The organism is uncultured Jatrophihabitans sp. (genome assembly GCF_964246335.1).
Classification (GTDB): domain Bacteria; phylum Actinomycetota; class Actinomycetes; order Mycobacteriales; family Jatrophihabitantaceae; genus Jatrophihabitans.
In genome coordinates this window covers 1-19,790 of sequence record NZ_CAXTQF010000012.1, presented here as the reverse complement: position 1 = coordinate 19,790, position 19,790 = coordinate 1, and the positions used below count along the sequence as shown (strand labels likewise).

Genomic DNA, 19,790 nt, shown 5'->3' with positions numbered 1-19,790 from the left:
GCGGTGGCGTCCGAGACCGGCGGCCTGACCGCGACGGTCGCGGCGCCGCCGGACGTCGTGCTCGCCGCGTTGCTGGACGTCGAGAGCTACCCGTCCTGGCAGACGATCATGAAGTCCTGCGTGGTCCGCGAACGCGACACCGCGGGCCGTCCGCTGCTGGTCGACTTCACCGTCGACGCCAAGGTCCGCACGGTGCGTTACACCTCGCGCTACAGCTACGACCTGCCGCAGAGCTTCCGCTGGACGATGGCGCACGGCGACCTCAAACGCAACGACGGCCGCTACCGACTCACACCGCGCGCCGACGGCGGCACGGACGTCACCGTCGACATCTGGTTCGAGGTCGGATTCTACGTACCGGGGCCGGTCAAGGCGCTGATCCGCGACCAGTCGCTGCGCAACTCGGTACGCGAGCTACGCCGGCACCTGCGGCTCTGACCGCGTGGTCACCGGCGCAAGCCGGCTGCGCCGCAACGCTGCCAGCAGCGGCGCGCCCGCGGCGAGCAGCACCGCCAGGGTCCCAAACGCGAGGGCCGGGTGGTGCAGCTCGGTCTGCACGACCAGCGCGGCGACCAGGCCCGCGGCGTTGCCGGCCAGCCAGACGAGCCCGCTCGCCGTCCCGCCCGCCTGCGGTGCGCGGCGCTCGACCAGTTCGAGGATCAGGGGCAGGTCGGTGAGCAGGAAGACACCGAGCACGGCGAGCACCACGGCGCCGGAGGCCACGCCGGGCGCGACGGCCAGCACCACCAGGCCGAGCACACCGGCCAGCACCGACCCCAGCACGAACTGCAGTTGCCTACCACGCGCCGCGATCGGCGCGGGCAGCAATGCCGAGCCGAGCACACCGGCGATCACCATGACGAGCAGCAGCACCCCGGCGGCGTCGGAGGACACGCCGGCGGGGTCGAGCAGCGTCTGCAACCAGGTGGTCAGCGCGATGAAGACACCGAATCCCGCGCACACCAGCGCGACGAGCAACCGCACCTGCCGGTCTGCCCACACTGTGCGCAACGGCACCGTCGCAGCCGCCGGCGCCGCGCCGCCGCGGCTGCGCACCGCGATCAGCAGCGCCAGTGCGGCCAGCACGCTCAGCACCGCCTGCACGAGCAGCAGTGCGGCGAGTCGGTGCGCGCCGAAGGCCGTGCCGAGCAGCAGCGCGAACACCATGCCGGCGAAGATGCCCGCCGAGCCCACCGCCAGCCCGGCGGCGCGGTCGCCGGGCGCGAGGAAGCGGGTGGTCACCGGGATCACCGCGTTGAGCACCAGCGGCTGCGCCACGGCGACGAACAGCTGCCCGGTGAGCGCGAGCGCGTACTCGTGCCCGCCCAAGCGCATCAGCGCCCCGGCAGCGGTCAGCACGGCACCGACCGCGAGCCAGCGCGGCAGATCGCGATCGATCAGGCGCCCCGCCGGCACGGCCAGCACGACGTAGAGCAACGGGAAGAGCTCGGCAAGCCAGCCGATCGCGCCCGACGAGACGCCGTAGCGCTGCGCGGAGCCGGTGGTGATCGGCGTGTACGTCAGCCACAGCATCTGGTTCGCGGCGCTGACCGCGGTGTACGCGGCGACCGGCAGCCAGCGGCTGGTCGTCATGAAAGCGTGTCGTCCAGCTCGCCGAGGGACGCGATGAGGTCACGGTTCGCGGAGTAGTCCACCGGGCAGGCGATCACCGAGACGGTGTCGGCGTCCAGGGCGGTGCGCAGCGTCGGCAGCAGTTCCTCCGCCGAGGTGATCCGGTAACCCGTCGCGCCGAAGCTCTCGGCGTACGCGACGAAGTCCGGGTTGCCGAACCCGGTCTCGACGTTGTGCCCGATCTCCAGGTCCATCTTCCAGCTGATCAATCCGTACGCGTCGTCGACCCAGATCAGGATCACCATCGGGGTGCCGACCCGCAGCGCGGTCTCGATCTCCTGCGAGTTCATCAGGAAGGCGCCGTCGCCGGTCGCGACGAGCACCTTGGCCTGCGGCCGGGCGATCTTCGCGGCGATCGCCCCGGGCACCGTCCATGCCATCGTCGACAACCCGTTGCTGATCAGGCAGGTATTCGGCTCGTAGGTCGGGTACAGCCGGGCCATCCACATCTTCAGCGCGCCGGTGTCGACGAGCACGATGTCCTCGCGGCCCAGCGCGGCGCGGGTGTCGGCCACGACACGTGCCGGCGCGAGCGGGAAGCGATCGTCGGCGCGGCCGCGGTCGAGCTCCGCGGTGAGCAACTCGCGGATGCGTTCGCTGTGCGCTCCGGCACCCGCGCGTCCACCGACGGCGTCCGCCAGCACGTCGAGGCTGCGCGTGATGTCCGAGTGCAGCCCGACCGCGACGTCGTAGTGCGCGTCGACCTCGGCGGGGAAACGGTGCACGTGGATGATCCGCACGTCACCGCGCGGATTGATCCGCACCGGGTCGAACTCCTGCAGCTCGTAACCCACGGCGACGATGACGTCGGCCTGGTCGAAACCGAAGTTGACGTAGTCGTGGCGCATGAAGCCGACAGCGCCCAGCGCGAGCGGGTGGTCGTCGGCGAACACGCCCTTGCCGTGGAACGTCGTCGCCACCGGGACGTCCAGCCGCTCCGCGAAGCGGCGCAGGGCCGCGCCCGCGTCCGCGCGGGCCGCGCCGTGGCCGGCGAGCACCACCGGGTTGCGCGACTCGCGCAGGATCGCGGCGGCCCGTTCGACCTGGCCCGGGGCCGGGTCGTCCGGACGAGGGACGTTGACCGGCAGCGCGACGGAGCCGTCGGGGGCGTCGGCCTCCTCGACGTCCTCGGGCACCGCGAGGTACACCGCGCCCGGCCGTTCGGTCTGTGCCAGCTTGAACGCCTTGCGCACCATCTCCGGCACGGCGCCGGGTGTGGCCACGAGCGCCGACCACTTGGTCACCGGCTCGAACATGGCCACGAGGTCGACGCTCTGGTGCGACTCCTTGTAGTTGCGGTTCATGCCGACCTGCGCGGACAGCGCGAGCACCGGCGTCGAGTTCGTGGTGGCGTCGGCGGTGCCGAGCAGCAGGTTGATCGCACCGGGGCCGAGCGTCGCCGAACACACCCCGGCCCTGCCGGTCAGCCGCCCGTAGGTCTCGGCCATGAACGACGCGCCCTGCTCGTGCCGGGTCAGCACGTACTCGATGGAAGATTCGGCGAGCGCCTCGACCAGCCGGATGTTCTCCTCACCGGGGATGCCGAAGACGTGCGTGACGCCCTCGCGTTCGAGACATTCGACGATGAGGTGAGCGGTGCTGCGCGCGCGGTCGGCCACGAGCGGTGAGCCTATAGACCGCGCATCCCGACGCTGCGTGGCCGTGCCGCTGTCGGCGCCGCTCTCCGGGCGCCTTTCCTCGGTTGCGGGCGTGATCCGCGGCGCCGCGCAACGTTTACCGAGGAAAAGCACGCACCTGTGCGGCAGCGGCGCGCTCGGCCGCAGTCACCAGCCGAGCTCGTGCAGGCGGTCGTCGTCGATGCCGAAGTGGTGGCCGACCTCGTGCACGACGGTCGTCCGGACCTCGTCCACGACCTCCTGCTCGCCACCTGCCCGCGCACAGATCGCGTCCTGGAAGATCGTGATCTTGTCCGGCAGCACCGCGGAGTAGTCCGACGTGCGCTCGGTCAGCGGCACACCCTGATACAACCCCAGCAGATGTGGGTCGTCGCCCGGCTCGACGACGACCTGCACGTTGCTGATCAGCCGGCGGAAGTCCGCAGGCAGCGAGTCGAGCGCGTCAGCGACGAGTTGCTCGAACCGCGCCCGCGACACCTCGACCACGACGACACCGACAGGTCAGGCGTACTGCTCGATCGGCGGGCAGGCGCACACCAGGTTGCGGTCGCCGAAGGCGCCGTCGATACGGCGCACCGGCGGCCAGTACTTCGCGCGCGGGTCGACGCCGGCCGGGAACACCGCGAGCTCGCGTGAGTACGGATGCGCCCATTCACCGGTGAGGCTCTGCGCGGTGTGCGGCGCGTTGCCGAGCGGGTTGTCGGCCGCGGGCCACTCCCCCGCGACGACCTGGTCAATCTCGCCCTTGATGGCGATCATCGCGGCGACGAAGCGGTCGAGCTCGGCGACGTCCTCGGACTCGGTCGGCTCGACCATCAGCGTCCCGGCCACCGGGAACGACATCGTCGGCGCGTGGAAGCCGTAGTCGATGAGCCGCTTCGCGACGTCGTCGACGGTGACGCCGGTCCGCTTAGTGATTTCGCGCAGGTCGAGGATGCATTCGTGCGCCACCAGGCCGTGGCCGCCGCGGTAGAGCACCGGGAAGTGCGCATCGAGGCGACGGGCGACGTAGTTGGCGGACAGGATCGCCGCGCCGGTGGCCGCGGTCAGGCCGGCCGCGCCCATCATCCGGATGTAGGCCCACGTGATCGGCAGGATCGCCGCCGAGCCCCATGGCGCCGCGGCGATCGCGCCGCAGCCCGTCTCGGGTCCCGCCTCGGGCTGCGCGGGGTGGTTGGGCAGGTAGCCGGCCAGGTGCGCCCGCACGCCGATCGGGCCGACGCCCGGACCGCCCCCGCCGTGCGGGATGCAGAACGTCTTGTGCAGATTCAGGTGCGAGACGTCCGCACCGAATCTGCCCGGCCGCGCGAGCCCGACCATGGCGTTGAGGTTCGCACCGTCGACGTACACCTGGCCGCCGGCGTCGTGCACCAGTGCGCAGATCTCGCCGATGTGGTCCTCGAAGACGCCGTGCGTCGACGGATACGTGATCATGATCGCGGCGAGCTCGTCGGCGTGCTCGGTGATCTTGGCGCGCAGGTCGTCGAGATCGACCTCGCCCTGCTCGCCACCGGTCTTGACGACCACGACCCGCAGCCCGGCCATCACCGCGGACGCGGCGTTCGTGCCGTGCGCGCTGGCCGGGATCAGGCAGATGTCGCGACCGGCCTCGCCGTTGGCGCGGTGGTAGTTGTGGATCGCGAGCAGACCGGCGAACTCGCCCTGCGAGCCGGCGTTGGGCTGCAGGGATACCGCGTCGTAGCCGGTGATCTCGCACAGCCAGCGCTGCAGGTCGTCGAACAGCTGGCGGTAACCGTCGAACTGGCCGGCCGGCGCGAACGGGTGCAGGTCCGCGAAGCCGGGGTTGGTGATCGGCTCCATCTCGGTCGTGCCGTTGAGCTTCATCGTGCACGAGCCGAGCGGGATCATGCCGCGGTCGAGCGCGAAGTCACGGTCGGCGAGTGAGCGCAGGTAGCGCAGCATCGACGTCTCGGACCGGTGCGTGTGGAACACCGGGTGCGTCAAATACTCGCTGGTGCGCTGCGGCGTGATCGGGTCGGCGTCCTGCACGAGGGCGGCGACGTCGACGTCCACCCCGAACGCCCGGCACACCGTCGCGACGTGGTCTGCGGTGGTCAGTTCGTCGCAGGAGATGCCGACCGTGTCGGCATCGACGTGGCGCAGGTTGACGCCGGCGTCGCGCGCCGCGCGGACGACGTTCTCGGCGCGACCGGGCACGACTGCCGTGACGGTGTCGAAGAACGGGCCGTCGACGACCTCGACGCCGCCGTCGTGCAATGCACCGGCCAGCGCGACCGCGTGCTGGTGGACGCGCTCGGCGATTGCGCGCAGGCCGTCCGGCCCGTGGTACACGGCGTACATCGAGGCCATGACAGCGAGCAGCACCTGCGCGGTGCAGATGTTGCTGGTCGCCTTCTCCCGGCGGATGTGCTGCTCGCGGGTCTGCAGCGCCAACCGGTAGGCGGGCTGGCCGACGGCGTCGACCGACACCCCGACCAGCCGGCCGGGCAGCTGCCGCTCAAGCCCGGTACGCACAGCGAGGTAACCCGCGTGCGGACCGCCGAAGCCCATCGGCACGCCAAAGCGCTGCGTGCTGCCCACTGCGATGTCGGCGCCGAGTTCGCCCGGCGGGGTGATCAGCGTCAACGCGAGCAGGTCGGCGGCGACGATCAGTTGCGCGCCGCGCTCGTGCGCGGCCTCGGCGACGGGCGCGAGGTCGCGGATCGCCCCGGACGCGCCGGGGTACTGCACCAGCACGCCGAACACGTCGTCGTCGGGCAGCGACGCTGCGACGTCCTGCTCGACGATCTTCAGGCCCAGCGGGACGGCGCGGGTGCGCACGACGTCGAGCGTCTGCGGCAGCACGTCGGCGTCGACGACCAGCGTGTTGCCCTTGCGCGAACCCCGATGCGCGAGCGCCATGGCCTCGGCAGCGGCGGTGGCCTCGTCCAGGACGGATGCGCCGGCCACGGGCAGGCCGGTGAGGTCCTCGACGACGGTCTGGAAGTTGAGCAGGGCCTCGAGGCGCCCCTGGCTGATCTCCGGCTGGTACGGCGTGTAGGCGGTGTACCAGGCGGGGTTCTCGAGCACGTTGCGGCGGATCACGGCCGGCGTGAGGGTGCCGTAGTAGCCGAGGCCGATCATCGAGGTCAGCACCTGGTTGCGCGCGGCCAACTCGCGCAGCTCCTGCGCCGCGTCGGCCTCGGACACGGGCGCGGGCAGTGCGAGGTCGAGTTGCTCACGGATCGAGGCGGGCACCGCGTCGGCGAGCAACTCGTCGAGGTCGCGATAGCCCAGCGCGTCCAGCAGGGACGCTTCGTGGCCGAGGGTGCCGATGTGCCGGGCGGCGAAGGGGGCGCTGCCGGCGAGGTCGGCGGCGTTACGGGCTGTCATCGTGGCGTGCGCTCCGTCGGTCGCGGGTCCGACGCGCTCGCCGAAACGGCGACCGCGTCCCCGTCTGTCGGGAGCGATCCCTTCAGAGTGGCCTCGACCGCGCGGTCCTGGGTGCCTGAGAGGTTCCGGGGAAGTTGCCCCTTCGGCGCCGGGTCGTGCCCGATCCGGCTCTCCCGTGCGGCGTGTTCAGCCGCCTCCGACGGTATCAGCGTTTGGTTGCGCACCGCGCAACGCCGCACTGTGCAGGACGCCACATCGGTCGGTGCCGCTCGGCCGACGCGGTGGCCGGCGACGGGTCAGGCCGTGGCGCTGCGCTGGCTGCGCCGCCGGGAGAGCTCGTCATTGGGGTGGGCTGCCGCCGGCGTGTCCTCGACGCCGTCGGCACGCTCGGCGGGCAGGTTCGCCAGCGACCCGCGCAGCTCGCGCAGTGCGCCGCTGACGGCGATGCCGAACACACCCTGACCGCCTTGGAGCAGGTCGACGACCTCTTCCGAGGACGTGCACTCGTACACCGTCGTGCCGTCGGAGAGCAGCGTCACCTGGGCGAGGTCCTCGACCCCACGTGCCCGCAGTGCGTCGACGGCGACGCGGATGTTCTGCAGCGAGACCCCGGCGTCGAGCAGCCGCTTGACGACCTTGAGGACGAGGATGTCCTTGAACGAGTAGAGCCGCTGGCTGCCGGACCCGCTGGCGGTACGCACGGTCGGCAGGACCAACGCGGTGCGCGCCCAGTAGTCGAGCTGGCGGTAGGTGATGCCGGCGGCCGCACAGGCGGTCGGGCCCCGGTAGCCGACCACGGCGTCACCGTCGTAGGCACCGCTGCCCTCGGCCACGCTGGGATCGGCGAAAAGTGCGCCCTGTTGGGGCAGCCCGTCACCAGTGACCACGCTCGTTCACCTCTCGTCGCCGTCCGTGCCGCGAGTCCGCCGAGGGCGGAATTGCACGAACGTGATTCGCTGGATCGAAGGTAGGTGTCGGTACGTATCCGGTCAATGCGACGCGCCGCGAAACTTAACCCTCAACATGAGGTCGACAGTCGGCTCAACCGCCGGAGGCGAAGTCCTCCGGCGTGATCGTGTCGAGGAACTCGCGGAACTTCTCGACCTCGTCCTCCTGCTCGTCCGGGATCTCGATGCCGGCGGCGTCCAGGACGGCGTCGGAGCCGAGGATGTCGACCTCGGCGCGCAGCGCGAGCGCAATGGCGTCGGACGGGCGGGCACTGACCACCACTCCGCCGCTGAAGCGCAGCTCGGCGTAGTACACGTCGTCGCGCAGCTCGGTGATGTGCACCGACTCCAGCGAGATGCCGAGCGCGCCGATGACGTCGCGCAGCAGGTCGTGGGTCAGCGGGCGCGACGTCTGGACACCTTGCTGCTGGAACGCGATGGCCGAGGCCTCGACGGCACCGATCCAGATCGGCAGGTACCGCACGCCGTCCTCTTCACGCAGCAGCACCACCGGCTGGTTGGCCGGCAACTCGACGCGGACGCCGACTACCCGCATGGGATGCACGACCGGACCTCCTCGCGCCTGCGCCGCACCCGAGACAGCGCGTTGCGCGTTCGACGCTACACGCAGGCTGCGAGCCGGTGTGCGTCCTCGTGGAGGCGTTACCAGCTGGTGATCAGCTGCCGCCGACGATGTCGCGCAGACCGATCTGCACCAACGCGGCGTGCAGGCGGACGGACAACGCAGCGAGTTCGCGCACCGTCTCCTCGGCACGCGCACGGGCCTCGCCGCCACGCTGGCGTGACGCCGGCCCGACCACCTGCGAGAACAGGCTGACCTCACGTTCGGCGGCGGTGCGGAACGCACGCAGGTGACGTCCTTCCAGGCCGAAGCGGGCGAGCTCGACGACGACCTTCGCGACCGCGAGGGCGTCGTCGTCGTACATACCGCCGGGCTTGGCGGTGATCAGACCGAACTGCTCGAGCTCGCCGAGCTGGTCGCTGCGCAGGCCCGCGGCGTTGAGCAGTTCGTCGCGCGACAGGCGCATTGCCGCCGGCGCCGGATTGAAGTGTGCGGCGGTCGGCGCGTTGTCCTCGATCGACGCGATCGCGACGTGCGCGGCACGCGGGCTGTCGGTGGACGTGCCCGGTGGCACCAGCCCGCGGTCGATGGCGTCGAGTTGTTCCTTGATCACGCGCAGCGGCAGGTAGTGGTCGCGCTGCTGGCCGAGCACGTAGCGCAGTCGCGACACGTCGCCGTTGGCGAACTTGCGGTACCCCGACGGCGTGCGCTCGGGCTGCACCAGACCCTGGTCCTCCAGGAAACGGATCTTGCTGATCGTGAGATCCGGGAACTCGACCTTCAGGGTCGCGAGGACGTCACCGATGGTGAGGGTCGCGGCGGACGGCTGAGATCCGAATGCCGCGGATCGCGCGCCCGTCACGTCTGGGCCCCGGCTCCGGTGCGGACCGCCGCGGTCAGGTAGACGAGCCGGAACTTGCCGATCTGCACCTCGTCGCCGCCGGACAACGGAGCCGCGTCGATGCGTTCGCGATTGACGTAGGAACCGTTCAACGACCCGACGTCGTGCACCGTGTAACCGCTGCCTTCGCGTCGGAACTCGGCATGCCTGCGGGACACCGTGACATCGTCCAGGAAGATGTCGCTGTCCGGGTGACGACCCGCCGACGTGACGTCCTGGTCGAGCAGGAATCTGCTGCCGGCGTTCGGTCCGCGCTTGACGACGAGCAGCGCCGAGCCCGGGGTGAGTGCGTCGACCGCGCCCTGATGGGCTTCGGCGGAGAAGTCGCTGTCGCCGTCCGGGACGGTGCCGGTCGGGTTGATCGTGGTCGTGACGTCGGGACCCGCCGAGGCAACCGGCAAGGCCGCGCCGCAGTTGGCACAGAAATGACTACCTGCCTGATTCTCCGTGCCACAAGCGGTGCAGAACACGCGCGCCACCCTTTCTCGATTACCGCCGGTCACGCAGGAACGCCGGTGCTGCTGTATGCGGTTCGGTCGGTGCGCAGAGCCTAGGTCCGGCTCCGCGCGAGGGTCAATCGGACACTTCACCGCCACGACCGCTCGCGACGGTGCATGCCGTCGAGGCCCGCGCGATCATGCCAGGTGCTGTCGGCGCGGACGTGACGGGGCGGTTCAGCCCGACAACTCGCCGTAGGCGGCAGCATCGAGCAGTGCATCGAGCTCTGCGGTGTCGGACACCTCGAGCTCCAAGATCCAACCGTCACCGTACGGCGACGAGTTGATCAACTCAGGTTGTGCGTCGAGCTGGTCGTTGTGTGCCGTAACCGTGCCGGTGAGCGGCGCGAAGACGTCGGACACGCTCTTCGTGGACTCGATCTCGCCGATCGTCGCGCCCTTCGTGATCGACTCGCCTACGTCGGGCAACTGCACGAACACGACGTCACCCAACGCCTCCTGCGCGTAATCGGTGATGCCGACCCGGACCGTCGAGCCGTCGCCGGCGCGCACCCATTCGTGCTCGGGCGTGTACTTGAGGTCGTCGGGGACGTCGGGCATGAACCGGCCTCTTTCGGACGCAGGAGATCGAACCGACCCGACCCTACCGATAGCCGCGACGCCGTCGCTCAGTGCGTTGTATGTGCGTATTTCGTGCGTTGCGCAGCACGGATCGCCCGGATCGTCACCGTGGCGTGCTCGACGACGGTGAGCTCGCCACCGGCAGCGCGCACGGTGGCCGCCACGCCGCCGGGGATGTTGAGCGCGGTGTCCAGTGTCTTGCTCTCGCCGACCGCGATCACCGTGTAGGGCGTGTGCATCGTCGTCCCGTCGACGGTCAGCGAACCGCCGGTGCCCTCGAAGGCGGTGTTCGTGCCGACCCGGACAGCGCCGACCTCGATCGCTTCGGCACCGGCGCCGCGCAGTTCCTCGATGACGTCGAGCAGGTCCTCGCCGTCGAGCTTGCCGGACGGGTCCGTGACGGTGACGGTGATGCCGGGCCCGGTGGCCGGCAGCGTCCCGGTCAACACGCCGAGTGCCTGCGCCTGCGCGGCCGCCTGCTTGCGTGCGGCGGCGGAACGGTTGCCGGTGTCCTGCAGTTGTCGCAGGTTGGCCTGCAGCTGGCTGATCTGCTGGCGCAGGCGGTCCGCGCGGTCGGACTGGTTGTCGAGGATGCCGATGAGGTCGTCGTCGCGCAGCGCGGACAGCGAGTCCGACGAGGAGTTCGCGTGCACCTGCACCGCGATGGCGAAGCCGAGCAGCAGGGTCAACACGCCGATGACGGCGAGCGGCGCACGGCGGCCGGGCAGCCGGCGACGTGCGGTCTGGTTCTGGTCGTCGTGGTCGTCGTGGTCGTCGGGCGCGTCCGGGTCGTCGGTCATGATCGTCGTTCCGCGCTCATGCCCGGAACAGATGCCGGCGGATCGCGGCGGCGTTGCCGAAGATCCGGATGCCGAGGACGACGACGACCGCGGTCGACAGCTGGCCGCCCACGCCGAGCTTGTCGCCGAGGAAGACGATCAGTGCCGCGACCAGCACGTTCGACACGAACGACACGACGAACACCTTGGCGTCGAAGATGCGGTCCAGGCGCGCCCGGATGCCGCCGAAGACCGCGTCGAGTGCCGCGACGACGGCGATCGGCAGATAGGGCTCCAACCAGCCGGGGACCGTCGGGTGGAAGATCAGCCCGAGCACGACGCCGACCACCAGGGCGAGTGCGGCGATCATCGGTGCGTCTTCCGGTGATGCGCGGACGACGCGGACGTCGACGGTGTCGTGGGCTTGGCGCGGCTCGGTATAGCGGTCGGCGCGGGCCGGGCGTAGCGCGGATTCACCGGTGCGGCGGCCGGTAGGTCGATGCGGCGCTCGTCGTGGATCGAGAAGCCGATGCCGTCCACGCCGACGAGAGTCTGGTACCGGCTCGCGACCGAGCTCTGCGCGAACGACGTGGACAGGTCGTCGGCGTTGCCGATCGCCGCAATTCGGTACGGCGCCGTGATGGGTTGGAAGTCGACGAGCACCGCCTCGCCCGCGAAGCGGATCGCGCTGGTTGGCGTCAAGCGCACCCCGTTCACCTCGATCGCCTCCGCGCCGTCGTGCCACAGCTCGTTGACCACGCTGCGCACATCTCGGTCGGTGAGGATATGCGTCGCGTCGATCGGGATGCTGCCGACACGACCGGCGCTCGGGCTGGCACTCGGCTTCTTCGGCTCGCGCAGGGTGATGGTGATGCCCGGGCCGTGCACCGCGGTCTGCCCTGCGCCGAGCTGCGCGCGCCCGAGCTGTGCGGCGAGGGCGCCGGGCGGCAGGGCGCTGTCGCGCACCTTCGCGAGGCGGCGTTGCAAGGTGTCGACCTGACTGCCGAGACCGTCGGCGTTGCGCTGCGCGCTGCGCACCCGCTCTACCAATCGGTTGTGCGTACGCGCCTCCTCCGGTGCGCCGCGATGGGTGTGGACATAGGCCACGACGGCGACGAACCCGATCAGCAGGCAGCCGAGGGCAACGAGGGGTTGGTCGTACCAGTGACGGCCGCCGCCGCGCTCGGCACGGCGGCGGGCGGCCTGCCGATAACCGGGATCGACCGGGTCGCTGACGAGCTCGACCAGCAGTCGCGCCGGCTCGGTGCGCTGCGGCGGCGTGCCGCGGGTGCTCACGGGTGCACGGGGTCGCGGAGCAGCCCGGCGGTCTGGCGCAGGTAGACCACGCCGGACCACAGGTAGAGCGCCGTGCCCCAGAGGGTGAACGCCCAGGCGATCGGCCGGGCGATGTCGGCGACGGTGCCGTGATAAGCGCCGATCAGCAGCAGCGGGAAGGCGTACAGCAGGCAGAAGGTCGCCGCCTTGCCGAGATAGTGCACGGCCGGCGGCCCGTAACCCGCCCGGCGCAGCAGCGGCAGCGCTACGGCCAGCACGACGTCGCGCCCGACGATGACGATCGCCAGCCACAACGGGATGATGTGCCGCAGCACCAGGCCGACAAGCGTGGCGAGGATGTAGAGCCGGTCGGCCAGCGGGTCGAGCAGGGCGCCGAGCGCGCTCATCTGGTTCAGCTTGCGGGCGAGCACGCCGTCGGCCCAGTCGGTGAACCCGGACACCGCCAGCACCACGAGCGCCCATGCGTCCGCGTGCGGGCCGAGCAGCAGCCACAGGAACAGCGGCACGCCGAACAGCCGCAGGATGCTCAACGCGTTCGGAATGGTCCACAGCCGGTCGGTCGACTGCGGTGCGGCGGTGTCGGCAGCGTTCTCAGCCACGTCCACCCTCCTCGCGCATCCGTCCGGCCGCGCGCCATCAAGCTACCGCGCAGCTGCGGGTCCGCTCCGGCGCGATACGCTGAGCCCGCCGAGAATCGGCAACGGGACGTAGCTCAGTTTGGTTGAGCGTCCGGCTGGGGGCCGGAAGGCCGCAGGTTCAAATCCTGTCGTCCCGACCACGAAATTGTCGGTGGCCGCCCGTACGGTCCCGATCATGGGTACGCGCCGCTACTCGGACGAGCAACTGATCGCGGCAGTGGCGGCTGCGCAGTCCTGGCGCGGCGTGCTCCGGGCGTTGGACCTGAACGACAGTTCAGCGGGCTCGCTGCGGGCCGCGCGCCGGCGCGCCGACCAGCTCGGCGTTCCCTACGACCATCTCACCGGCCAACGCAGGTGGTCGGACGCGCAACTGAGTGCGGCTGTCGACAACGCAGCGTCCTGGAGCGAGGTCGCCATTCGCGTCGGGCGGACGCCTGACGGCGGCGCACTGGCCAGCCTGCGCACCCATGCTCTGCGGCGCGGGCTCGACATCACTCATCTCGAACCGCGGCAGCTGACACCTGACGCACACCCTGCTGTCGAGCTGACCCGCTTGCGCACCGCCGCGCCGATGTTGGCCGCCGCGTGGTTCACCGTGCGGGGTTATGCCGTCTGCTGGCCGTTGGAACCGCAGCGCTACGACCTCTTGGTCGAGCGTGGCGCGCAGATTCAGCGCGTGCAGGTCAAGACCACGACGTGGCGCGACGACGGAAGCTACGCGGTCTCGATCACCAACTCGCGATCCGCCGGACGTGTGTCCTACTCGCAAGGTGAGATCGACTGCTTCTTCGTGGTCGACGGCGAGTTGAACGCCTACCTGCTACCCACCGCCGATGTCGTCGGGCGCCAGCGGCTGAGCCTGCAGGCCTACGCGGTGTTCAAGGTGATGACGGCCGGGAACGTGCTGGCCGAGCCGCCGGCGAGCGCAAACGCAAGCTAAGAACGGGGGCGCTTCTCGCGGACGCGGACGGAAATCTCGATCGGGCTGCCGGTGAACTCGAAATCTTCGCGCAGCCGCCGCTCCAGGAAGCGCCGGTAACCGGCCTCCAGGAAGCCGGTGGTGAACAGCACGAAGCGCGGCGGCCGGGTGTCGGCCTGGGTCGCGAACAGCACCCGCGGCGCGCGCCCACTGCGTGCCGGCGGCGGCGTCTGCGCGACCACGTCGGTCAGCCAGGTGTTCAACCGACCCGTCGGGATGCGCGCGTCCCAGGACGCCAGCGACGTGTCCAGCGCTCCGGCGAGTCGATCGATCGCGCGGCCGGTGCGTGCGGAGACATTGACCCGCGGCGCCCAGGTGATGCGCGCGAGATCCCGCTCGATCTCGCGGGTCAGATCCTCGCGGCGATCGTCGTCGACGAGATCCCACTTGTTGAACGCGATCACCAGCGCCCGACCGGCGTCGACCACCTCGGCGATCACCCGCTGGTCCTGCTCGGTCAGCCGCTCGGCCGCGTCGAGCAGCACGATCGCCACCTCGGCGCTCTCGATCGCCGCGGCGGTGCGCAGGCTCGCGTAGTACTCCATCCCGCTGGCCTGGTGCACCCGGCGGCGCAGCCCCGCGGTGTCCACGAAGCGCCACGTCCGCCCGCCAAGCTCGACCAGGCTGTCCACCGGGTCGATCGTGGTGCCTGCGACCGAGTCGACCACGGCCCGCGACTCCCCCGTCAGCCGGTTGAGCAGGCTCGACTTGCCCACGTTCGGCCGGCCGACGAGCGCCACACGCCGTGGGCCGCCCTCGACGTCGGTGTCCGGCGGCGCCTCCGGCAGGGCCTCGAGCACGGCGTCGAGCAGGTCACCGCTGCCGCGCCCGTGCAGCCCGCTCACCGGGAACGGCTCGCCGAGCCCGAGCGACCACAACTGCGCGGTGTCGGACTCCAGCCGTTCGTCGTCGACCTTCGTCGCGGCGAGCACGACCGGCCGCTCCGCGCGGCGCAGCGTCCGGGCGACCACGAGATCGGTCTGCGTCGCGCCGGTCCGCCCGTCGACGACGAACAGCACGAGGTCCGCCGCCTGCACCGCGTACTCCGCCTGCGCCGACACCATGGCCTGCAGGCCCTTGGCGTCCGGCTCCCAGCCGCCGGTGTCGACCAGCGTGAACCGCCGGCCGTTCCATACCGCGTCGTAGGCGATGCGGTCGCGGGTGACGCCAGGGACGTCCTGCACGACAGCCTCGCGGCGGCCCAGGATGCGGTTGACCAGCGTCGACTTGCCGACATTGGGGCGGCCGACCACGGCCACCACCGGCAGCGCCGTAGAAGTCCCCTCGCTCATCACGTCAGTCCTGCGCGAGTTCGAGCAGCTTGGCGACCACGTCGTCGATGTCGAGTTCCGTGGTGTCCAGCTCGATCGCGTCGGCGGCCTGGGTCAGCGGGCTGGCGGCCCGGCTGGAGTCGAGCCCGTCGCGGCGGGCGATGTCCGCGGCGACCGAGTCGACGTCGGCGCCGACCTCACCCGCGCGACGCTCCGCGCGGGCGCGGGCGCTTGCCGTCAGGTACACCTTCGGCCGCGCCGTGGGCCAGACCACCGAGCCGATGTCGCGGCCCTCCACGACGATCCCGCCGGAATCGATCAGCTCCCGCTGCGCCGCGACCAGCTGCGCGCGGACCGCCGGCACCGCCGACACCGCGCTCACCGCCGCCGTGGTGTCCGCGGTGCGGATCTCACCGTCCACCGCGACGCCGTCCAGCGTCACCCAGGTGTTGTCCGGATCGGTCGAGATCTCGATCTGCGCGGCCTCGACCGTGGCCGCGATCGCCACTTGGTCGTCGAGGTCCACATCCGCGTGCAGCACGGCGACCGTGGCCGCGCGGTACATCGCGCCGGTGTCCAGGTAGCGGGCCGAGAGCCGCGCCGCGAGGCGCCGCGCGACGGTCGACTTGCCGGTGCCCGACGGTCCGTCGAGCGCGACGACGCCGGCGAACGGGGACTGCGAGCTCACGTCGAGCAGGTTACTTCGGCAGGTCGGTGCGCAGCGCGGCGGCGCCGCGCAGGTAGACGTGCCGGATCTGCGCACGAGGGCGCGGCGTCTCGACGTGCGCCATCAGCCGCAGCACCCGCGGCATCGACCCCGGCACCGCGATCTCCGTCGTGCACAGCAGCGGCACGTCGGTCAGCCCCATCTGCCGCGCCGCGTAGGCCGGGAACTCCGCGGTCAGGTCCGGCGTGGCGGTGAACACGATGCTGATCAGATCCTGCGGGTCGATCTCGTTGCGGTCGAGCACTGTGGCGACCAGCTCGGACGTGCCGGCGAGGATCTTCTCCCGGTCGTCGCCGTCGATCTGGATCGCGCCGCGCACCGCCCGCACTGCCATGCGTCGAGACTAGGGCTGCCCCGCGCCCGGTTCGGCGGCAGTGTCACCGAGCGCGTGCAGGTCGGCCACCTCGTCGGCGGTCAGCTCGCGCACCGTCCCGGCCCGCTGCCCGCCGAGGTTCACCGGCCCGATCCGGGTGCGCACGAGCCGCGACACCGGGTGCCCCACCTCGGCGAGCATCCGCCGCACGATGTGTTTGCGGCCCTCGTGCAGCACGATCTCGACGATCGCGCGCTCGCCCTGGGTCTGGACGACGCGGAACGTGTCCGCCCGCGCCGGCCCGTCTTCCAATTCGACGCCGTCACGCAGGCGCCGGGCGACATCGCGGCCGACCGGCGCGGGCACCGTCGCCAGATAGGTCTTGCGCACGCCGAACGACGGATGCATGAGCCGGTGCGCGAGATCGCCGTCGCTGGTCAGCAGCAACAAGCCCTCGCTGTCGGCGTCGAGCCGACCGACGTGGAACAGCCGCTCGGCGCGGTCGCCGACGAGGTCGCCCACGGTGCGCCGCCCGCGGTCGTCGCTCATCGCGCTGAGCACGCCGCGGGGCTTGTTCAGCGCCAGGTAGACCAGGTCGTCACGCACCACCACCCGCCGGCCGTCGACGTGGATCACGGCGGTGGCCACGTCCACCCGCGCGCCCGGCTCGGCGACCACCCCGGCCACCGTCACCCGGCCCTCGGCGATCAGCTCGTCACAGACCCGCCGCGAGCCCACACCAGCGGCGGCCAACGCCTTCTGTAGCCGAATGCCGTCCGTCGCCGGATCGGCCGGGCTAGAACTCATCGCCGCTGAGCGCGTCGAGCCCCTCGATCTCCGGCAGCAACGGCGCCAGGGACGGCAGCTCGTCGAGCGTCTGCAGCCCGATCCGCTCGAGAAACACGTCGGTCGTGCGGAACAGCCCCCCACCGGAATCCGGATCGGTACCGACCTCGACGATCAGCCCCCGGGCCAACAGCGAGCGCACCACGCCGTCGACATTGACGCCGCGGATCGCGGACACCCGCGCGCGGGTCACCGGCTGCCGGTACGCGATCACCGCCAGCGTCTCGAGCGCGGCCTGGCTCAGCTTGCTGCGCTGGCCGTCGAGCAGGAACTGCTCCACCGCACCGGCGTGCTCGGGCCGGGTGTAGATGCGCACCCCGCCGGCGACGTCGCGCAGTTCGATGCCCGCACCGCGTTCGTCGTAGCCCGTGCGCAGCAGGCCGAGAGCCTCCTCCACCACCGGCACCGGCGCCTGGACGGCCGCGGCCAGCGCGGCACGCGCCACCGGTGACTCCACGACGAACAAGATGGCCTCGAGTGCCGACACCAGCGACTGCGGCTCGATGTCGGCCGCCGCCGACCCCGACTCGGCCTCGCCGACTGCCGCGTCCACCTCGCCATCGACCTCGAGGTCCATACCGGGCATCGGCTCGGGAGTGCCGGTCATGAGTACTCCTCGTCGACGTCGACGGGCTCGCCCCCGGCCGAGACGTCCGCAGCGACCGGCGCGTGCTCGCCGGCGATCCAGCGCACCCGCAACTCGGCCAGCGCCGCGGCCTGGTCGAAGGCGACCGAACCGTCCCGGTACAGCTCGAGCAGCCCGAGGAACCGCGCGACGATCTCCAGCGTCAGCTCGCAATCGCTGACCAGCGCCCGGAACGTCGCCGCGCCCACCCGCCGCAAACGCTCGCGCAGGATCTCGGTGTGCTCGCGCACGCTGACCTGCGGCGCGTGCACGTGGTCGGTCATCACCACCGGCACCGGCTTCGGCACCAGCGCGGCGGCGGCGATGGCGGCCAGCTGCGCGGGGCTGACGCCGATGTCGACCTCCGGCAGCAGATCGGCGAAACGCTGCTCCAGCTCCACGGCGCGGCCGTGCCGCCGGCTCTGCGTGCGGTCCAGCTCGGCGAGGTACGCCGCGGAGAGTTTGTACGCGCGGTACTGCAACACCCGTGCGAAGAGCAGGTCGCGCGCCTCGAGCAGCGCCAGGTCCTCCTCGTCCTCGACCTCGGCGGCCGGCAGCAGCCGAGCGGTCTTGAGGTCGAGCAGCGTCGCCGCGACGACCAGGAACTCGGTGGCCTTGCCGAGATCCGCCGGCGTCCAGGTACCCATTCCCGCGAGGTAGCCGATGAACTCATCGGTGACCTGGGACAGCGCCACCTCGGTCACGTCGAGCTTGCGGCGGCTGATCAGGGTCAGCAACAGATCGAACGGTCCCTCGAAGTTGTCCAACCGGACCCGGAACGCGCCGTCGCCGGAATCGGCGGCGACCGTCCCGTCGACGAGTTCGCCGAGGTCCGCCTCGTCCAGCACGTCGAGGTCGTCGACGGTGCGGTCGGCGCCGACCGCACCTATCGTGTCGACGCCGGAACCGTTCTGCGGTGTGCTCATCGGTGCGTCACGCGCGTGCGATCACTTCGCGTGCCAGGTCGCGGTAGGCCTTTGCGCCGGTGGACGACGACGCCCAGGAGGTGATCGGCTCACCGGCGACCGTGGTCTCCGGGAAGCGCACCGTGCGGGCGATGACGGTGTCGTAGACCTTGTCGCCGAACGCCTCGAGCACCCGGGAGAACACCTCGCGGCCGTGCAGGGTGCGCCCGTCGTACATCGTCGCCAGGATGCCCTCGAGTCGCAGGTCGGGATTGAGCCGCTGCTGCACCTTGTCGATCGTGTCGATCAGCAACGCCACGCCCCGCAGGCTGAAGAACTCGCATTCCAGCGGGATGATTACGCCGGACGCGACCGTCAACGCGTTGACGGTCAGCAGCCCGAGTGACGGCTGGCAGTCGATGAGCACGAAGTCGTAGCGGTCGAGCACCGGCGCGAGCGCGCGCGACAGCGCCTGCTCACGGGCCACCTCGCCGACCAGCTGGATCTCCGCCGCGGACAGGTCGATGTTGCTCGGCAGCAGGTCCAGGTTGGGCACCGAGGTCTTGCGGATGGTGTCCTCGATGCTCGCGGCACGTTCCATCAACAGGTTGTACGTCGTGCGTTCGAGCTGGTGCGGCTGCACACCGAGGCCGACGGACAGCGCACCTTGCGGATCGAAGTCGACGAGCAGCACCCGTCGGCCGACCTCGGCGAGCGCGGCGCCCAGGTTGATCGCCGACGTCGTCTTGCCGACCCCGCCCTTCTGGTTGCACAGCGCGAGCACGCGGGCCGGGCCGTGTCGGTCCAGGACGGGCGGCTCGAGCAGTTCGCGCTTGCGCCGCGCGAGCGCCGGATCCGCGGACCGGCTGGGCTCGGCGGGTGCCGCCGGGAACAGCGCGTCCGCATCGGGTAGCTGCGCCTCAGCGGCCGCGACACCCGGCCGAACGCGCTTCGGGCCGGGTCCCGGACGTGGGCGCCCGGCGGCCTGCTCGGCGGACTGTTGCGGGTCTCGCTCGGGCTCGTGCTCCGGCCGAGTCGAGATGCTCATGTGCGGCTCTGCCCTCCTGCCCCGGTGCCGTTCCCGGCCCCGGCGCGACGCTGCCTGGCCGGGGCGTGACGAGGGCCGAGGCTACCCGCTCGCGGGTGGGCACTCGCGTACACCTCGCGCAGCGTGTCCACGGTGACCAGCGTGTAGATCTGGGTGGTGGTCACCGACGCGTGCCCCAGCAGTTCCTGGACGCCGGGCCCGTCGGCGCCGGGCTCCATGAGATGCGGCGG

General features: G+C 71.2%; 22 protein-coding genes, 1 tRNA gene, 1 pseudogene and 1 riboswitch. Of the genes and pseudogenes, 3 read left to right on the top strand and 21 right to left on the bottom strand.

What is annotated here, in order from left to right:
- Positions 1-3: 3 nt before the first annotated feature.
- Positions 4-438, top strand: a complete 435-nt coding sequence (locus tag ACFFCN_RS05570; RefSeq protein WP_375490145.1) for an SRPBCC family protein — start codon at positions 4-6, stop codon at positions 436-438.
- Here the strand turns inward: ACFFCN_RS05570 and ACFFCN_RS05565 are convergent.
- From ACFFCN_RS05565 to ACFFCN_RS05505, 13 genes are all read right to left on the bottom strand, one after another.
- Positions 415-1,593 carry an MFS transporter gene (locus ACFFCN_RS05565; protein WP_375490144.1) on the bottom strand — a complete coding sequence of 393 codons (1,179 nt, stop codon included), beginning with the start codon at positions 1,591-1,593 and terminating at the stop codon, positions 415-417. The two genes, ACFFCN_RS05570 and ACFFCN_RS05565, sit on opposite strands and share 24 nt — an antisense overlap.
- Positions 1,590-3,251: an acetolactate synthase large subunit gene (locus tag ACFFCN_RS05560; RefSeq protein ID WP_375490143.1), complete on the bottom strand. Its 1,662-nt coding sequence runs from the start codon at positions 3,249-3,251 to the stop codon at positions 1,590-1,592. The genes ACFFCN_RS05565 and ACFFCN_RS05560 overlap by 4 nt, the downstream gene beginning before the upstream one ends.
- A 165-nt stretch (positions 3,252-3,416) precedes the next feature.
- On the bottom strand, positions 3,417-3,755 hold the full coding sequence (locus ACFFCN_RS05555) for a metallopeptidase family protein (protein ID WP_375490142.1): 339 nt from the start codon (positions 3,753-3,755) through the stop codon (positions 3,417-3,419).
- A gap of 15 nt (positions 3,756-3,770) precedes the next feature.
- The gene (gcvP, locus tag ACFFCN_RS05550; RefSeq protein WP_375490141.1) at positions 3,771-6,623 is read right to left on the bottom strand and encodes an aminomethyl-transferring glycine dehydrogenase; all 2,853 of its coding nucleotides are present in this window, start codon (positions 6,621-6,623) and stop codon (positions 3,771-3,773) included.
- 92 nt (positions 6,624-6,715) lie between these two features.
- A riboswitch (glycine riboswitch) is annotated at positions 6,716-6,809 on the bottom strand.
- Between the two features lie 110 nt (positions 6,810-6,919).
- A complete protein-coding gene (locus ACFFCN_RS05545) occupies positions 6,920-7,510 on the bottom strand; it encodes a MerR family transcriptional regulator (RefSeq protein WP_375490140.1) in 591 nt (196 codons plus the stop codon).
- Positions 7,511-7,664: 154 nt separating this feature from the next.
- The gene (locus ACFFCN_RS05540; RefSeq protein ID WP_375490196.1) at positions 7,665-8,126 is read right to left on the bottom strand and encodes a bifunctional nuclease family protein; all 462 of its coding nucleotides are present in this window, start codon (positions 8,124-8,126) and stop codon (positions 7,665-7,667) included.
- Between the two features lie 121 nt (positions 8,127-8,247).
- Positions 8,248-9,015 carry a MerR family transcriptional regulator gene (locus tag ACFFCN_RS05535; RefSeq protein ID WP_375490139.1) on the bottom strand — a complete coding sequence of 256 codons (768 nt, stop codon included), beginning with the start codon at positions 9,013-9,015 and terminating at the stop codon, positions 8,248-8,250.
- The gene (locus ACFFCN_RS05530; protein WP_375490138.1) at positions 9,012-9,524 is read right to left on the bottom strand and encodes an FHA domain-containing protein; all 513 of its coding nucleotides are present in this window, start codon (positions 9,522-9,524) and stop codon (positions 9,012-9,014) included. The genes ACFFCN_RS05535 and ACFFCN_RS05530 overlap by 4 nt, the downstream gene beginning before the upstream one ends.
- A 204-nt stretch (positions 9,525-9,728) precedes the next feature.
- Positions 9,729-10,112, bottom strand: a complete 384-nt coding sequence (gene gcvH / locus ACFFCN_RS05525) for a glycine cleavage system protein GcvH (protein ID WP_375490137.1) — start codon at positions 10,110-10,112, stop codon at positions 9,729-9,731.
- A gap of 68 nt (positions 10,113-10,180) precedes the next feature.
- Positions 10,181-10,933: a DUF881 domain-containing protein gene (locus ACFFCN_RS05520; protein WP_375490136.1), complete on the bottom strand. Its 753-nt coding sequence runs from the start codon at positions 10,931-10,933 to the stop codon at positions 10,181-10,183.
- Between the two features lie 16 nt (positions 10,934-10,949).
- The gene (locus tag ACFFCN_RS05515) at positions 10,950-11,282 is read right to left on the bottom strand and encodes a small basic family protein (protein WP_375490135.1); all 333 of its coding nucleotides are present in this window, start codon (positions 11,280-11,282) and stop codon (positions 10,950-10,952) included.
- Positions 11,279-12,208, bottom strand: coding sequence for a DUF881 domain-containing protein (locus ACFFCN_RS05510; RefSeq protein ID WP_375490134.1), 930 nt, complete (start codon positions 12,206-12,208; stop codon positions 11,279-11,281). Before ACFFCN_RS05510 ends, ACFFCN_RS05515 begins: the two co-directional genes overlap by 4 nt.
- Positions 12,205-12,807: a CDP-alcohol phosphatidyltransferase family protein gene (locus ACFFCN_RS05505; protein WP_375490133.1), complete on the bottom strand. Its 603-nt coding sequence runs from the start codon at positions 12,805-12,807 to the stop codon at positions 12,205-12,207. Before ACFFCN_RS05505 ends, ACFFCN_RS05510 begins: the two co-directional genes overlap by 4 nt.
- Before the next feature lie 102 nt (positions 12,808-12,909).
- On the opposite strand from ACFFCN_RS05505, the gene ACFFCN_RS05500 reads away from it, so the two are divergent.
- Positions 12,910-12,986, top strand: a tRNA-Pro gene (locus ACFFCN_RS05500).
- Positions 12,987-13,021: 35 nt separating this feature from the next.
- The gene (locus tag ACFFCN_RS05495) at positions 13,022-13,786 is read left to right on the top strand and encodes a group I intron-associated PD-(D/E)XK endonuclease (RefSeq protein ID WP_375490132.1); all 765 of its coding nucleotides are present in this window, start codon (positions 13,022-13,024) and stop codon (positions 13,784-13,786) included.
- On the opposite strand, the gene der is transcribed toward ACFFCN_RS05495, so the two are convergent.
- From der to ACFFCN_RS05455, 8 genes and pseudogenes are all read right to left on the bottom strand, one after another.
- On the bottom strand, positions 13,783-15,117 hold the full coding sequence (der, locus tag ACFFCN_RS05490; RefSeq protein ID WP_375490131.1) for a ribosome biogenesis GTPase Der: 1,335 nt from the start codon (positions 15,115-15,117) through the stop codon (positions 13,783-13,785). The genes ACFFCN_RS05495 and der overlap by 4 nt on opposite strands.
- A gap of 4 nt (positions 15,118-15,121) precedes the next feature.
- The gene (gene cmk / locus ACFFCN_RS05485) at positions 15,122-15,784 is read right to left on the bottom strand and encodes a (d)CMP kinase (RefSeq protein WP_375490130.1); all 663 of its coding nucleotides are present in this window, start codon (positions 15,782-15,784) and stop codon (positions 15,122-15,124) included.
- Positions 15,785-15,794: 10 nt separating this feature from the next.
- Positions 15,795-16,157: a chorismate mutase gene (gene aroH / locus ACFFCN_RS05480; RefSeq protein WP_375490129.1), complete on the bottom strand. Its 363-nt coding sequence runs from the start codon at positions 16,155-16,157 to the stop codon at positions 15,795-15,797.
- A 9-nt stretch (positions 16,158-16,166) separates the two neighbouring features.
- The gene (locus tag ACFFCN_RS05475; protein ID WP_375490128.1) at positions 16,167-16,943 is read right to left on the bottom strand and encodes a pseudouridine synthase; all 777 of its coding nucleotides are present in this window, start codon (positions 16,941-16,943) and stop codon (positions 16,167-16,169) included.
- Positions 16,933-17,589, bottom strand: a complete 657-nt coding sequence (gene scpB / locus ACFFCN_RS05470) for an SMC-Scp complex subunit ScpB (protein WP_375490127.1) — start codon at positions 17,587-17,589, stop codon at positions 16,933-16,935. The genes ACFFCN_RS05475 and scpB overlap by 11 nt, the downstream gene beginning before the upstream one ends.
- Positions 17,586-18,533, bottom strand: a complete 948-nt coding sequence (locus ACFFCN_RS05465) for a segregation and condensation protein A (RefSeq protein ID WP_375490126.1) — start codon at positions 18,531-18,533, stop codon at positions 17,586-17,588. The genes scpB and ACFFCN_RS05465 overlap by 4 nt, the downstream gene beginning before the upstream one ends.
- 7 nt (positions 18,534-18,540) lie before the next feature.
- Positions 18,541-19,560 (bottom strand): ParA family protein, encoded by a 1,020-nt coding sequence (locus tag ACFFCN_RS05460; protein ID WP_375490125.1) that lies wholly within the window; start codon positions 19,558-19,560, stop codon positions 18,541-18,543.
- Positions 19,557-19,790 (bottom strand): annotated as a pseudogene (locus ACFFCN_RS05455) (hypothetical protein); the annotation flags it as partial. The gene ACFFCN_RS05460 and the pseudogene ACFFCN_RS05455, both read right to left, overlap by 4 nt.